11 protein-coding genes are annotated in these 13,744 nt (G+C 61.8%); 5 read left to right on the top strand and 6 right to left on the bottom strand.

Annotation, left to right across the window (positions count from 1 at the left end; all coding sequences use genetic code 11):
- Nucleotides 1-52: 52 nt before the first annotated feature.
- Nucleotides 53-433 carry a histone-like nucleoid-structuring protein MvaT gene (mvaT, locus tag LOY35_RS22315; protein ID WP_047701220.1) on the bottom strand — a complete coding sequence of 127 codons (381 nt, stop codon included), beginning with the start codon at nt 431-433 and terminating at the stop codon, nt 53-55.
- A 294-nt stretch (nt 434-727) separates the two neighbouring features.
- On the opposite strand from mvaT, the gene purU reads away from it, so the two are divergent.
- Together purU and LOY35_RS22305 are read left to right on the top strand one after the other, a co-directional pair.
- Complete coding sequence (gene purU, locus LOY35_RS22310) at nt 728-1,576, top strand: formyltetrahydrofolate deformylase (RefSeq protein WP_258627279.1); 849 nt, start codon at nt 728-730, stop codon at nt 1,574-1,576.
- A gap of 229 nt (nt 1,577-1,805) precedes the next feature.
- A complete protein-coding gene (locus tag LOY35_RS22305) occupies nt 1,806-1,970 on the top strand; it encodes a hypothetical protein (RefSeq protein ID WP_178111825.1) in 165 nt (54 codons plus the stop codon).
- Between the two features lie 13 nt (nt 1,971-1,983).
- On the opposite strand, the gene LOY35_RS22300 is transcribed toward LOY35_RS22305, so the two are convergent.
- The 4 genes from LOY35_RS22300 to LOY35_RS22285 form a co-directional block, all read right to left on the bottom strand.
- The gene (locus LOY35_RS22300; protein WP_258627276.1) at nt 1,984-2,979 is read right to left on the bottom strand and encodes a lysylphosphatidylglycerol synthase transmembrane domain-containing protein; all 996 of its coding nucleotides are present in this window, start codon (nt 2,977-2,979) and stop codon (nt 1,984-1,986) included.
- Entirely contained in the window at nt 2,976-3,749 is a 774-nt protein-coding gene (locus LOY35_RS22295) for a DUF2334 domain-containing protein (RefSeq protein ID WP_408981166.1), read from the bottom strand. The genes LOY35_RS22300 and LOY35_RS22295 overlap by 4 nt, the downstream gene beginning before the upstream one ends.
- Before the next feature lie 10 nt (nt 3,750-3,759).
- Entirely contained in the window at nt 3,760-4,881 is a 1,122-nt protein-coding gene (locus LOY35_RS22290) for a glycosyltransferase family 1 protein (protein WP_258627273.1), read from the bottom strand.
- A gap of 211 nt (nt 4,882-5,092) precedes the next feature.
- Nucleotides 5,093-6,574: a DUF853 domain-containing protein gene (locus LOY35_RS22285; RefSeq protein ID WP_258627271.1), complete on the bottom strand. Its 1,482-nt coding sequence runs from the start codon at nt 6,572-6,574 to the stop codon at nt 5,093-5,095.
- Nucleotides 6,575-6,762: 188 nt separating this feature from the next.
- Between LOY35_RS22285 and LOY35_RS22280 the strand changes: the two genes are divergently transcribed.
- Nucleotides 6,763-8,652 carry a methyl-accepting chemotaxis protein gene (locus LOY35_RS22280; protein WP_258627269.1) on the top strand — a complete coding sequence of 630 codons (1,890 nt, stop codon included), beginning with the start codon at nt 6,763-6,765 and terminating at the stop codon, nt 8,650-8,652.
- A gap of 137 nt (nt 8,653-8,789) precedes the next feature.
- Here LOY35_RS22280 and LOY35_RS22275 read toward each other — a convergent pair whose 3' ends face one another.
- Nucleotides 8,790-9,245, bottom strand: coding sequence for a DUF721 domain-containing protein (locus LOY35_RS22275; protein ID WP_041022924.1), 456 nt, complete (start codon nt 9,243-9,245; stop codon nt 8,790-8,792).
- 297 nt (nt 9,246-9,542) lie between these two features.
- Between LOY35_RS22275 and secA the strand changes: the two genes are divergently transcribed.
- Nucleotides 9,543-12,284 (top strand): preprotein translocase subunit SecA, encoded by a 2,742-nt coding sequence (gene secA / locus LOY35_RS22270; protein WP_258627266.1) that lies wholly within the window; start codon nt 9,543-9,545, stop codon nt 12,282-12,284.
- 100 nt (nt 12,285-12,384) lie between these two features.
- Nucleotides 12,385-13,602, top strand: a complete 1,218-nt coding sequence (gene argJ, locus LOY35_RS22265) for a bifunctional glutamate N-acetyltransferase/amino-acid acetyltransferase ArgJ (protein ID WP_258627264.1) — start codon at nt 12,385-12,387, stop codon at nt 13,600-13,602.
- Nucleotides 13,603-13,744: the final 142 nt, after the last annotated feature.

Raw genomic sequence — 13,744 nt, 5'->3', positions numbered from 1 at the left:
CAGCAATGGCTGGCGTTTTTATGTGCGTCGAGCACGCTGGACCTGGCGAGGCTTAGCCCAGCAGGGTTGCCCAGCCTTCAACCACGTCACCGCCCCACTTGGCTTTCCACTCTTTCAGAGTCTTGTGGTTGCCACCTTTGGTTTCGATGACTTCGCCGTTGTGCGGGTTTTTGTATTGCTTAACTTTGCGAGCGCGTTTGGTGCCGGTAGTTTTCACGGCGCCGCCACGAGGTGCTTTACCCGACTTGGCTTCTGGATCCAGCAGACCAATGATGTCGCGCAGGGACTTGGAATATTCGCCCATCAGAGTGCGCAGTTTGCCTTCGAATTCCAATTCTTTTTGCAATTTATCGTCTTTGGACAGGTCGGCCAGACGCTGTTGCAGTTCTTCAATGGCTTGTTTTGTAGCGTTGTATTCAGTGATCAAGGACATGGGGACTACCTTATGTAGGACGCTGCGGACAAGGAGACAGTGTGGCAATAGTAATCAGACAGTTTCATCAAGTAAACATTTAAGCAGGCTTTTATTTAATTACTTAGTGCCAGCCCACAGAACAGGGCCTTGCAGTTAAATACCTTCACGGGTTTTCACATCCGTTCACAATATAAGCGCTTGCCCCTGACTCGCCCTGCTCGCTGCCCGAAGGCGCTCGGCCTGTCATCAATACTGCAGTTTTGCTGCGCAATGGCTAGAATGGCCGCCTTTGCGAAGTTCTGGAGTTCTCTAATGCGCACTTTTCGGCTGGTGATTGCTTGCCCGGACCGCGTCGGTATCGTTGCTAAAGTCAGTAACTTTCTGGCGTCCCATAACGGCTGGATCACTGAAGCAAGCCATCACTCGGACAATCAGAGCGGCTGGTTTTTCATGCGTCACGAGATTCGGGCCGACTCGCTGCCCTTTGGCATCGAAGCTTTTCGCGAGGCGTTCGCGCCGATTGCCGAAGAGTTCTCGATGGACTGGCGCATCACCGACACCGAGCAGAAAAAACGCGTGGTGCTGATGGCCAGCCGTGAGTCCCACTGCCTGGCAGACCTGTTGCACCGTTGGCACAGCGACGAGCTCGACTGCGACATCGCCTGCGTGATTTCCAACCACGACGACCTGCGCAGCATGGTGGAGTGGCACGGCATCCCGTACTACCACGTCCCGGTCAACCCCCAAGACAAGCAGCCGGCGTTCGCTGAAGTCTCGCGGCTGGTCAGGCAGCACGATGCCGAGGTGGTGGTGCTCGCCCGCTACATGCAGATCCTGCCGCCGGCCTTGTGCAGCGAATACGCCCATAAGGTCATCAACATCCATCACAGCTTCCTGCCGTCGTTCGTCGGCGCCAAGCCCTACCACCAGGCTTCGATGCGGGGCGTGAAGCTGATTGGCGCCACTTGCCACTACGTGACCGAAGAACTGGACGCCGGTCCGATCATCGAGCAGGACGTGGTGCGGGTCAGCCACAGCGACAGCATCGAAGACATGGTGCGCTTCGGCCGCGACGTGGAGAAGATGGTGCTGGCCCGAGGCTTGCGTTATCACCTGGAAGACCGGGTGCTGGTGCACGGCAACAAGACTGTGGTGTTCTGACCGAACGGCTGGCGATCAACAATGGGGATAAACCCGCGCACCTGTGGCGAGGGGATTTATCCCCGCTGGGGCGCGAAGCGGCCCTAAAATCGACACCTCGGTGTGTCAGGCGGGCCGATTGATTATCTTGGGGCTGCTGCGCAGCCCAGCGGGGATAAATCCCCTCGCCACAAAGTTCTGTGTTGTCTGTTATTTAACGGACAGGGCTCTTTTCATGATGAGGCACGCCATGACCGACCCACTGGACAAAGCCACCTCCAAAGCCCCGGCCACCCTCGGTGAGGGTTGCCTGAGCCGCTACGATCCCGAAGAGCTGGGGCCGGAGGACGGCACGGAGTTTCCCGACGCCGCCGAACTGTGGCAACAGACCCATCCCCAGGACGATGCCGAGTAGGCAATCGACTGTTTCAAGCTTGTCTCAGCTTCATCAGCTTCTTGATCAACGGACGCCCCACCATCAGGAAGAACACCGGCCCGCCGGCCACCAGATAGAAGTAATAGGTCACTGCCCGCCAGATCAGAATTGCCGCCGCTGCGGTGGACTTGCCCACCATGGGCGCTAGCAGCGCGGCCGATGTCACCTCCGCGGCCCCGGCGCCGCCGGGTAGCAGGCTGAATTGTCCCGCGCTGAGGGACAGCATCTGGACCAGGAAACTCCAGGCCCATTGCAGATCCGCCCCCAACCCTTTCAGCGCCAGGTAGAGCACGCTATAGCGCAGGGCCCAGTGCAGGCAGGTCAGGCCGAATACCTGGAAGAGCGTCTGCCGTGGCAGTTTCAGCGTCGCGGTGAACGCCGCCAGGAAATTCAGGATCTTGCGCCCCCAGCGGCGGCGGGTAGTGGCTTTCACGCGCAGATGTCGCAGCAGCCTGGCGCCCAGCAGGATCAGCCGGCGATGGTAGCGAGCTACCAAGGCACAGCCGATCAGCCCGCCAAACAGCGAAAACGCGCTCAGCGCCAGCATCCATTCCATGCGCTGGCTGAGATTCTGGAACAGCGCATACAGCAGGATGCCCACCAGGGCGCAGAGGAAGAACAGCAGGTCGCTCAACTGGTCCATGGCGAACACCGCGCTGGCGTGGGCCGGGCGCACGCCGTTGCGGGCCAGCAGGGCCATCAGCGTCAACGGCCCGCCGCTGCCGCCGGGTGTTGCGCACATGGCGAACTCGGTGGACATCACCACACCGATGCTTTTCAGCCCGCCGATGCACCCACGTTGTTCCCCCAGCAACAGCCGCAGGCGCACGGCGTTCAGCGTCCAGCACAGCCCGATCATGCCCAGCATGCTCAACAGCAGAGACATGGGAAACCGCTGCACCCGTGACCACATTTCCCCGCCACCCACCAGCAGCGGCACCAACAGCGCCGTGAGCAGCGCCGCAGCCAGCCAGATCAGCCGCTTCATGCAGCGCGGCTGAGCCGCAGGCCTTGGGTGGCGAGCCACCCGGCCTTGGTCATCGGTACGCGACCGTCGTCGAGCAGGCGCTCAAGGGTTCGCAACCAATAGTCCCGGGAAAACCGGTGACGCATGTCCACCGGATGCAGGCCCAGGCGAATCACCTGTTCCTTTCGCCAGTGTTGTTCGCGTTGATCGCTAATGACTTTCGACAAGCCGCGGCGCCAGGCGCTGCGGGCGCTCCAGACCAGCCCCGGGGCGTCGATCGGGGTGAAATCCGGCAGGCGATAAAGATGCCGAGTGTCGCTGGTATAGCTCAGCGGCAACTGGCGCAAGGCTCGGCGCGTACCTTCGCTCATCAACCAGGCCGGGGCGACGAAGCCCTCCAGCGGCCATTGGTAACGCTCAAAGGTTTCGATCCCGGCGCGCAGGCGGGCGAGGGCGGCCTCCTCGGAAAGCGAATAGAACTCGCCTTCATGAGTGTAGACCCGGCGCATGAACCAGTCCCTGGGGTGAAGGGCCGGTGGGCCGTCGTCGCAATGGTAATAGCCGTGGAGCACCAATTCGTCGCCGCGCGCGACCCGGCTGTCGAGCAGGCGCCGGAAACCCGGGTGATCGTCCAGCGCGTTGGTGTGATGGAAGTCCGGCACCACCAGCCAGGTCATCGGTACATGACCGAGTGCGTCAACGGCTTCGACGAAGGGTTGGTAGTCGGGCCAGGTTTGCGGTGCCACGTCATGCAATACCAGTAATACGCTGGGTGAGTGATTCATCGGCATGGACCTCGCCTCAACCATTGGCCTGTAGCGGCAGCTGTTCACCCAGCACGGCGTAATAATGCCCCAGCAGGCTGTTGACTACCGAATCCCAGGCGTAATGACGTTCGACATGACGGCGCGCGAGCAAGCCGCGGCGCTGGCAACCTTCGGAGAAGAGCTGTCGCACGGCATTGGCCATGGCCTGTGGATTGTTCGGTGCGCATAGCAGGCCGCAGTCTTCGTGGACGATCTCGGTGAATGCCCCGGCCGCGACTGCCACTACCGGAATGCCGCTGGCCATGGCTTCGAGGATCACCAGGCCGAAGGTTTCCTGATCGCCGGCATGCAGCAGGGCATCGGCGCTGGCCATCAGTCGGGCAACTTGTGGCGCCGGACGGAACGCATCGATCACGGTGACGTTGTCCGGCACGATGGCGGGCATTGACGAGCCCACCAGCAGCAGGTGGTAGCGCTCGCCCAGGCGCTTCATGCACTTGAGCAGCACCGGCAGGTTCTTTTCCCTGGAGCCGCGCCCGGCGAAGATCAGCAGGCGTGTGTCTTCGGCAATGCCCAACTCGGCCCGCAGTTCCGGGTCGCGGGCGCCGGGGTTGAAGGTCTGCAGGTCTACGCCCAAAGGCTGCACATGGACATTGCGCACACCCAACCCCGTCAGCTTGTCGGCCATGACCTGGCTCGGAGCCAAGACCCGGTCGAAATTGCCATATAACTTGCTGACATAGGCTTCGATGTTGGGGGTGAACCAATTGCCCATGCGATTGCTCACCAGCAGCGGAAGGTCGGAGTGATAGAACCCGATGACGGGCACGTCCAGCTGGCGTCGGGCATCCAGCGCGGCCCAGGCGGTGAGGTAGGGATCGCCGACTTCGATCAGGTCCGGTTGCAGATCACGCAGAGCGTTGCGCCAGGGCGCCAGGCGAAGCGGAAAGCGGTAGCCCTTGCCGAAAGGCAGCGCAGGGGCGGGGACCTTGTAGATCCCATCCTGCTCGCTCAAATGCGCGCCGGGAATCAGCAGACTGTGGCGGATACCGGGCCGATCCCCCAGGCGACGGTGCTTGGCATCCAGATAAGTGCGCACGCCTCCGCTGGCGGGGGCGTAGAACATGGTTATGTCCGCTATGTGCACGATGAACATCCCTCCGGTCTGTGTTCTCCTGTGTTGACCTTTATGAAGAATAGATGTTCGGTTGGGTTGTGGTGGGGCAGTGAAGCAATGGATGGGCTGGAGGGCCCCATCGCGAGCAGGCTCGCTCCCACAGGGATTGGGGCTGGATGCAGACTTGTGCCTACTGAAGACCCCTGTGTGGGAGCGAGCCTGCTCGCGATGAAGGCGACTCGGTTTTCAGCTACCGCCGCTTGCTACCTCCCAGCAACGATCCCATCAACCCCCGCACCAGTTGCCGCCCCAATTGATTGGCCGCCTGGCGCATCGCCGATTTCAATGCCTGGCCCGCCGCCGTGCCAAGAAACTCCCCGGCCTTTTCGGTAAGGCTCGGCTCCTCGGCCGCCGGTTTGCCTGGCGCCACCTCGGGCTCCAGGCCCTTGCGGCCCATCAGCACTTCATAGGCCGATTCGCGATCGATGGGTTTATCGTAGCGTCCCTGCAACGGCGAACGGGCGATCAATCCGGCGCGCTCGGCCTCGGTCAGCGGTCCGATGCGCGACTGCGGCGGTGCCACCAACACCCGCTGGACCATCTCCGGCGTGCCTTTTTCCTGCAGGGTGCCCACCAGGGCCTCGCCGATGCCCAGTTCGGTAAGCACCGCCAGGGCATCGAACTGTGGGTTCGGCCGGAAGCCGTCCGCCACCGCCCGCAGGGACTTCTGCTCCTTGGCGGTAAAGGCCCGCAGGCCATGCTGGATGCGCAATCCCAACTGCGCCAGGACGTCGTCCGGCAAGTCGCCGGGGGACTGCGTGACGAAGTACACCCCGACGCCTTTGGAACGGATCAGGCGCACCACTTGCTCCAGGCGTTCCTGCAATGCCTTCGGCGTACCGGCGAACAGCAAATGCGCCTCGTCGAAGAACAGCGCCAGCAGCGGTTTGTCCGCATCACCGCGCTCGGGCAATTGTTCGAACAGCTCGGCCAGCAGCCACAACAGGAACGTCGCGTAGACCTTGGGCGCCTCGTGGACCAGGCGACTGGCGTCCAGCAAGTGAATGCGGCCGCGGCCGTCGCCGTCCGGTTGCAGGATGTCTTCGAGCTGCAAGGCCGGTTCGCCGAACAACGCGTCGGCCCCCTGCTGTTCCAGGGTGGACAAGCGCCGCAACAGCGCCTGGCTGGAACCGGTGGTCATCAGGGCCGCATCGTCCCCCAACAGCGCCGGGTTGTCCTTGAGGTGGTTGAGCAGGGCCTTCAGGTCCTTGAGGTCCAGCAATAACAGGCCTTCGCGATCCGCCACCTTGAACGCGGCGTACAACGCCGCCTGCTGGCTGTCGGTCAGCTCCAGCAGGCTGCCGAGCAGCAACGGCCCCATCTCGCTCAGGGTGGTGCGCAGCGGATGACCGGACTGGCCATGAACATCCCACAGGGTCACCGGATAGGCCCGGGGCTTATGTTCGAGCCAGGGCATGCCGGCGATACGTTCGGCGACTTTGCCCTGGGGATTGCCAGCGGCGCCGAGTCCGCACAGGTCACCCTTGATGTCTGCCGCGAATACGGCCACGCCGGCATCGCTGAAGGCCTCGGCCAAGCGTTGCAGGGTGACGGTCTTGCCGGTGCCGGTGGCGCCTGCCACCAAGCCATGACGGTTCGCCAGGCGCATGGCCTGGCCAATGGGCTGGCCGGCGAGATCGGCCCCGATAACGAGTTGCAGTGAGTCAGGCATGTGGTCACCTGTGATTAATTTTTAGCCAAGTATGGCCGATATAAGAAGCGACAGACCTCAGTGAAAACACGGTCGGATAATTCCCCAGGGAGAGAAGGAAATATCAGAACTTTCAACACGGCGCCTTTTTTCGAACTTTTCATATAAAAGCACGCCCAGAGCTATAAGACTCCGCGGAACCCCGAGCCATGAACAAAAACCTGCGTTTCAGCCACAAAATCCTGTTTGCCGCCGCACTGATCGTCATCGCGGCTTTCGCTTCATTCACCGCCTACAACGATTACCTGCAACGCAACGCCATCCGTGACGACCTCGACAGCTACCTGCATGAAATGAGCGACGTCACGGCGAGCAACATCCAGACCTGGCTGAGCGGCCGTATCCTGCTGATCGAAAACCTGGCCCAGAACATCGCCGCCACGCCAGACCAGGCCAGCGTCACCCGCCTGCTGGAACAGAAAGCGCTGACTTCCACCTTTATGGCGTCCTACCTGGGTGATGCCAAGGGCAGCTTCATCATACGCCCCGACGCGAAGATGCCCGACGGCTTCGATCCGCGGGTTCGCCCCTGGTACAAAGGCGCCGAAAGCAGTGGCAACGCTACCCTGACCGAACCCTACATCGATGCCGCCAGCGGCGGACTGATCATCTCCATCGCCAGCGCCTCCAGGAACAACGGGCAAAATGTCGGCGTGGTAGGTGGCGACCTGAGCCTGCAAACCATCATCGACAACCTCAAGACCGTGGATTTCGACGGCATGGGTTACGCCTACCTGGTCAGCGCCGATGGCAAGATCCTGGTACACCCCGACAAAGCCCTGGTCATGAAGACGCTGACCGATGCCTATCCGCAAAACACACCGAAAATCAGCGACCAGATCAGCGAAGTCGAGGTCGACGGCCATACGCGCATCGTCACCTTCACGCCGATCAAGGGCCTGCCCTCGGTGAACTGGTACGTCGCGGTGTCGGTCGACAAGGATCAGGCCTACTCGATGCTCAGCAATTTCCGAACCTCGGCGGTGATCGCCACCGTCATTGCCGTGGTCTTCATCATCGCGCTGCTGAGCATGCTGATTCGTCTCTTGATCCAGCCATTGCATGTCATGACCCGGGCCATGGAGGACATCGCCGACGGCGAGGGTGACCTGACCAAACGCCTGACGATCCAGAACCAGGACGAATTCGGCATCCTGGGCACCGCGTTCAACCGCTTCGTGGAGCGGATCCACGGGTCGATCCGCGAAGTGTCTTCCGCCACCGAGCACGTCAACGAAGTCGCCTTGCGCGTGGTGAGCGCCTCGAACTCGTCAATGGTCAACTCCGACGAACAGTCCAGCCGGACCAACAGCGTCGCCGCAGCCATCAACCAACTGGGTGCCGCCGCCCAGGAAATCGCCCGCAACGCCGCCCAGGCCTCCCATCAGGCCAGCGATGCCCGGGGCCTGGCGGAAGACGGCCAGCAAGTGGTGGACCGCAGCATTGCCGCGATGAACCGGCTGTCCGACCTACTGAGCACCTCAAGCAGCAACATCGAATCGCTCAATAGCAAGACCGTGAACATCGGCCAGATCCTGGAAGTGATCACCAGCATTTCCCAACAGACCAACCTGCTGGCCCTCAACGCAGCGATCGAAGCCGCCCGGGCCGGTGAGGCCGGGCGCGGTTTTGCCGTGGTGGCCGATGAGGTGCGCAACCTGGCCCATCGCACTCAGGAGTCGGCGCAACAGGTGCAGACCATGATCGAGGAATTGCAGGTCGGCGCGCGGGCGTCGGTCACGACCATGAATGACAGCCAGCGCCACAGCCAGGAGAGCGTGGAGATCGCCAACCAGGCCGGCGAACGCCTGAACAGCGTGACCCTGCGCATCGGTGAAATCGACGGCATGAACCAGTCGGTGGCCACGGCGACCGAGGAACAGACGGCCGTGGTGGAATCGATCAACGTGGACATCACCGAGATCAACACCCTGAACCAGGAAGGTGTGGAAAACCTGCAATCCACCTTGCGCGCCTGTTCCGATCTTGAACGGCAGGCGGCGCGGCTCAAACAATTGGTAGGCAGTTTCCGGATCTAGCGCACTCAAGGGCCCTTTCGCGAGCAGGCTCGCCTCCCACACTGGGATCTTCAGTTGGCACAAGTCTGCATCCAGCCCCAGATCCTCTGTGGGAGCGAGCCTGCTCGCGATGGCGGCCGGTCAGGCAACTCGCAACTTCAGGGCTTGGCCCTGGCATGGGCGGCCAACCGCTCCAGCGCGGCGCGCAGGCTCGGGTCGCTGATGCCGTCCGCGGTGGCCTGGATGGTTTCGGCGGCGTCGGTGGACAGGTCCAGGGTATGCCCCTTGGCCCCGGCCTGTACGGTGGGTGGCTGCACCTTGAAGAGTATCCGCGTCAGGCTGGCAAACTCCTCGAATGCCTGCAATTGACGTAGCAGGCGTTTCTGCTGATAGCGAAGGCGCGTGGCCCAGTGACCGTCCGTGACGATCAACAGCAAACTGCCTTCACGCCAGGACGCCACGTGGCAGTGTTCGCGGGCGGCGGGCTGCAACTGGCTGTCCAGCAGGCGTTGCAAGTGGCCCAGGCGCTTGGCGTGGCCGAAGATGGCTTTCAGCGGTTTGGCTTCGCGCAACAGAACGGCGGGAGCCTTGGCTGGGAGAGGGCGGAAGGCCATGAACGAATACCGCGAGTGACAGAGGCGCCATGGTAGCAGAAAGCGCCAGGTACGCCTCGGCCAATGGCCGCTTACTCATACAAACAGTAGGAACTTATGCAGTTTTTGGGTTGAACTTCGCGTAAAAGCCCTTATTTTAGGAAGGCCCCGTCACAGCGCTGTGCCAGCATCGTGGATAACGCCACTTTCCTCACCATCGTTTCCGGGTAGAATGCTCGTTCGCATGCGGCCATGAGGGCTGCACGGGCGACTCACGGGGCCGCCCTCCATCCCTTTAGTGTGGAAGATCCTGCCGATATGTTTGCGCCTTTGTTAAAGAAACTCTTTGGAAGCAAGAACGAGCGTGAAGTCAAGCGCATGCTCAAGACGGTACAGATCGTCAATGCCTTCGAAGAGCAAATGGTGGCCCTTTCGGACGATCAGTTACGCGCCAAGACTGCCGAATTCAAGGACCGCATCGCCAAGGGGGAAACCCTCGACCAACTGCTGCCCGAAGCCTTTGCGGTTGCCCGCGAAGCCGGCAAGCGGGTCATGGGCATGCGTCACTTCGACGTCCAGTTGATCGGCGGCATGACCTTGCACGAAGGCAAGATCGCCGAAATGCGCACCGGTGAGGGTAAAACCCTGGTGGCGACCCTGGGCGTCTACCTCAACGCGCTGTCCGGCAAGGGCGTGCACGTGGTGACGGTCAACGACTACCTGGCCCGCCGCGACGCCAACTGGATGCGCCCGCTCTACGAATTCCTCGGGCTGACCGTCGGCGTGGTCACGCCATTCCAGCCGCCGGAAGAGAAGCGTGCCGCCTACGCCGCCGACATCACCTACGGCACCAACAACGAATTCGGTTTCGACTACCTGCGCGACAACATGGCGTTCAGCCTGGAAGAAAAATTCCAGCGTGAACTCAATTTCGCGGTCATCGACGAAGTCGACTCCATCCTCATCGACGAAGCCCGTACCCCGCTGATCATTTCCGGTCAGGCCGAGGACAGCTCCAAGCTGTACATGGAGATCAACAAACTGATCCCGCAGCTCAAGCTTCACGTCGAGGAAGTCGAGGGCGAAGTGACCCAGGAGGGGCACTTCACCGTTGACGAGAAGACCCGCCAGGTCGAGCTCAACGAAGCCGGGCACCAATACATCGAGGAAATGCTGACCCGCGTCGGCCTGCTGGCCGAAGGCGAAAGCCTGTATTCGGCCCATAACCTGGGCCTGCTGACCCACGTCTATGCCGGCTTGCGTGCCCACAAGCTGTTCCATCGCAACGTCGAATACATCGTGCAGGACGGACAGGTCGTGCTGGTCGACGAGCACACCGGTCGTACCATGCCGGGCCGTCGCCTGTCCGAAGGCCTGCACCAGGCCATCGAAGCCAAGGAAGGCCTGAACATCCAGGCCGAGAGCCAGACACTGGCCTCGACCACCTTCCAGAACTACTTCCGCTTGTACAACAAGCTGTCCGGCATGACCGGTACCGCCGACACCGAAGCGTTCGAGTTCCACCAGATCTACGGCCTGCAAGTGGTGGTGATTCCGACGAACAAGCCGCTGGCGCGTAAAGACTACAACGACCTGGTGTTCCTGACCGCCGAAGAGAAGTACGCGGCGATCATCAACGACATCAAGGACGGCATGGCCCAGGGTCGTCCGATCCTGGTGGGTACCGCCACCATCGAAACCTCCGAGCACATGTCCGCATTGCTCAACAAGGAAGGCATCGAGCACAAGGTCCTCAACGCCAAGTTCCACGAGAAGGAAGCCGAGATCATCGCCCAGGCCGGTCGCCCGGGTGCGCTGACCATCGCCACCAACATGGCCGGTCGCGGTACCGACATTCTGCTGGGCGGCAACTGGGAAGTGGAAGTCGCCTCCCTGGAAAACCCGACGCCCGAGCAGATCGCACAGATCAAGGCCGACTGGCAGAAGCGTCACCAGCAGGTGCTCGAGTCCGGTGGCTTGCAGGTGATCGCTTCCGAGCGCCATGAATCGCGCCGTATCGACAACCAGTTGCGTGGCCGTGCCGGTCGCCAGGGTGACGCCGGTTCCAGCCGCTTCTACCTGTCCCTGGAAGACAGCCTGATGCGCATCTTCGCCTCTGACCGGGTGAAGAACTTCATGAAGGCCCTGGGCATGCAGCCTGGCGAAGCGATCGAACACCGCATGGTGACGAACGCCATCGAGAAGGCCCAGCGCAAGGTCGAAGGACGCAACTTCGATATCCGCAAGCAACTGCTCGAGTTCGACGACGTCAACAACGAACAGCGTAAAGTGATCTATCACATGCGTAACAGTTTGTTGGCCGCCGACAACATCGGTGACACCATCGCCGACTTCCGCCAGGAAGTGCTCGACGCAACCGTCAGCGCCCACATTCCGCCGCAGTCGCTGCCGGAGCAGTGGGACATCGCCGGCCTGGAAGCTGCATTGCGCAGCGACTTTGGCGTGTCGTTGCCGATCCAGCAGTGGCTCGACGAAGACGACCATCTGTACGAAGAGACCCTGCGCGAGAAGCTGCTGGCCGAACTGATTGCCGCGTATAACGAGAAAGAAGACCAGGCCGGCGCCGAAGCGCTGCGCTCCTTCGAGAAGCAGATCGTGTTGCGGGTACTGGACGACCTGTGGAAAGACCACCTGTCGACCATGGATCACCTGCGCCACGGTATCCATCTGCGCGGTTATGCCCAGAAGAACCCGAAGCAGGAATACAAGCGTGAATCCTTCACCTTGTTCTCCGAGCTGCTGGATTCCATCAAGCGCGACTCGATCCGTGTGCTGTCCCACGTTCAGGTCCGTCGCGAAGACCCGGCCGAAGAGGAAGCCCGACTGCGTCAGGAAGCCGAGGCCCTGGCCGCGCGCATGCAGTTCGAACACGCCGAAGCCCCGGGTCTGGAAGTGTCCCAGGCCCAGGAAGAGGGTGTCGATGTGGATGTAGCCCTGGCGACCGCGCCGGTGCGCAACGAGCAGAAGCTGGGCCGTAACGAGCTGTGCTATTGCGGTTCGGGCAAGAAATACAAGCATTGCCACGGGCAGATCCAATAACGCCCGTCTCAAACGCTGAACGACCCGCGCCGCGACAGGCCACCTCTGTCGCGGCGTTTTGCCATTTGATTCAGACATACATTTATTGAGGAGCGCATTCATGGCTGTTGGTCTTGGTCCGTTGCCAACGTTGCACCCGGTTGCCGGTTTTGAACTCGGTATCGCCTCGGCGGGCATCAAGCGCCCCGGGCGCAAGGATGTGGTGGTCATGCGTTGCGCCGAAGGCTCGACGGTTGCCGGCGTGTTCACCCTCAACGCCTTTTGTGCCGCACCGGTCATCCTGGCCAAGCAACGTGTCCAGGGGCCGGTGCGCTACCTGCTGACCAACACCGGTAACGCCAATGCCGGCACCGGTGCGCCGGGCCTGGCCGCCGCCGAGCGCACCTGTGCCAAGCTGGCCGAGCTGACCGGTGTCGAGGCCGCCCAGGTGCTGCCGTACTCCACGGGTGTGATCGGTGAGCCGCTGCCGGTCGAGAAGATCGAAGGCGCGCTGCAGGCCGCCCTCGATGACCTGTCGGAAAACAACTGGGCCGCCGCCGCCACCGGCATCATGACCACCGACACCTTGCCCAAGGGCGCGAGCCGTCAGTTCCAGCACGACGGCGTGACGGTCACCGTCACCGGCATCAGCAAGGGCGCCGGCATGATCCGCCCGAACATGGCGACCATGCTCGGCTACATCGCGACCGATGCCAAAGTCTCCCGCCAGGTGCTGCAGGACCTGATGCTCGACGGCGCCAACAAGTCGTTCAACCGCATTACCATCGACGGCGATACGTCGACCAACGACTGCTGCATGCTGATCGCCACCGGCAAGGTCAACCTGCCGGAAATCACCGAAGCCAGCGGCCCGCTGTTCGCGGCCCTGAAGCAGGCGGTGTTCGAGGTGTGCATGGAAGTGGCCCAGGCCATCGTCCGTGACGGCGAAGGCGCAACCAAATTCGTGACCGTGCAGGTCAACGGTGGTGGCAATCATCAGGAATGCCTGGATGTCGGTTACACCGTGGCGCATTCGCCGCTGATCAAGACCGCGCTGTTCGCCTCCGACCCGAACTGGGGACGGATCCTTGCGGCTGTCGGCCGTGCCGGCGTGCCGGACCTGGACGTGAGCAAGATCGATGTGTTCCTCGGCGAAGTCTGCATCGCAAGCCAAGGCGCCCGCGCCGCGACCTACACCGAGGCCCAGGGGGCGGCGGTGATGCAACAGGAAGAAATCACCATCCGCATCGAACTGGGGCGCGGTGATTGCAGCGAGACGATCTGGACCACCGATCTGTCCCATGAGTATGTGAAGATCAACGCCGAGTACCGGACTTAACAAGGCTCGGGACCGAGTTGTGCCTATCGCGAGCAGGCTCGCTCCCCACAGGGATTTATGCTGGAAACAGGCTTGTGCCAGCCTGCAGATCTCCTTGTGGGAGCGAGCCTGCTCGCGATGGCGTCGGAACAGACTGCAATAT

Source organism: Pseudomonas sp. B21-028, assembly GCF_024749045.1.
Lineage (GTDB): Bacteria > Pseudomonadota > Gammaproteobacteria > Pseudomonadales > Pseudomonadaceae > Aquipseudomonas.
Note: the sequence above shows the minus strand (reverse complement) of the source record. Positions and strands in the feature narration are given on the sequence as shown.

Bases quoted from the DNA above. Each gene is read 5' to 3' on its own strand.
- LOY35_RS22300 (WP_258627276.1), bottom strand. From the start codon at position 2,979: ATGAAGCGGCTGATCTGGCTGGCTGCGGCGCTGCTCACGGCGCTGTTG.
- purU (WP_258627279.1), top strand. From the start codon at position 728: ATGCGCACTTTTCGGCTGGTGATTGCTTGCCCGGACCGCGTCGGTATC.
- LOY35_RS22275 (WP_041022924.1), bottom strand. From the start codon at position 9,245: ATGGCCTTCCGCCCTCTCCCAGCCAAGGCTCCCGCCGTTCTGTTGCGC.
- LOY35_RS22290 (WP_258627273.1), bottom strand. From the start codon at position 4,881: ATGTTCATCGTGCACATAGCGGACATAACCATGTTCTACGCCCCCGCC.
- argJ (WP_258627264.1), top strand. From the start codon at position 12,385: ATGGCTGTTGGTCTTGGTCCGTTGCCAACGTTGCACCCGGTTGCCGGT.
- LOY35_RS22280 (WP_258627269.1), top strand. From the start codon at position 6,763: ATGAACAAAAACCTGCGTTTCAGCCACAAAATCCTGTTTGCCGCCGCA.
- secA (WP_258627266.1), top strand. From the start codon at position 9,543: ATGTTTGCGCCTTTGTTAAAGAAACTCTTTGGAAGCAAGAACGAGCGT.
- mvaT (WP_047701220.1), bottom strand. From the start codon at position 433: ATGTCCTTGATCACTGAATACAACGCTACAAAACAAGCCATTGAAGAA.
- LOY35_RS22295 (WP_408981166.1), bottom strand. From the start codon at position 3,749: ATGCCGATGAATCACTCACCCAGCGTATTACTGGTATTGCATGACGTG.
- LOY35_RS22285 (WP_258627271.1), bottom strand. From the start codon at position 6,574: ATGCCTGACTCACTGCAACTCGTTATCGGGGCCGATCTCGCCGGCCAG.
- LOY35_RS22305 (WP_178111825.1), top strand. From the start codon at position 1,806: ATGACCGACCCACTGGACAAAGCCACCTCCAAAGCCCCGGCCACCCTC.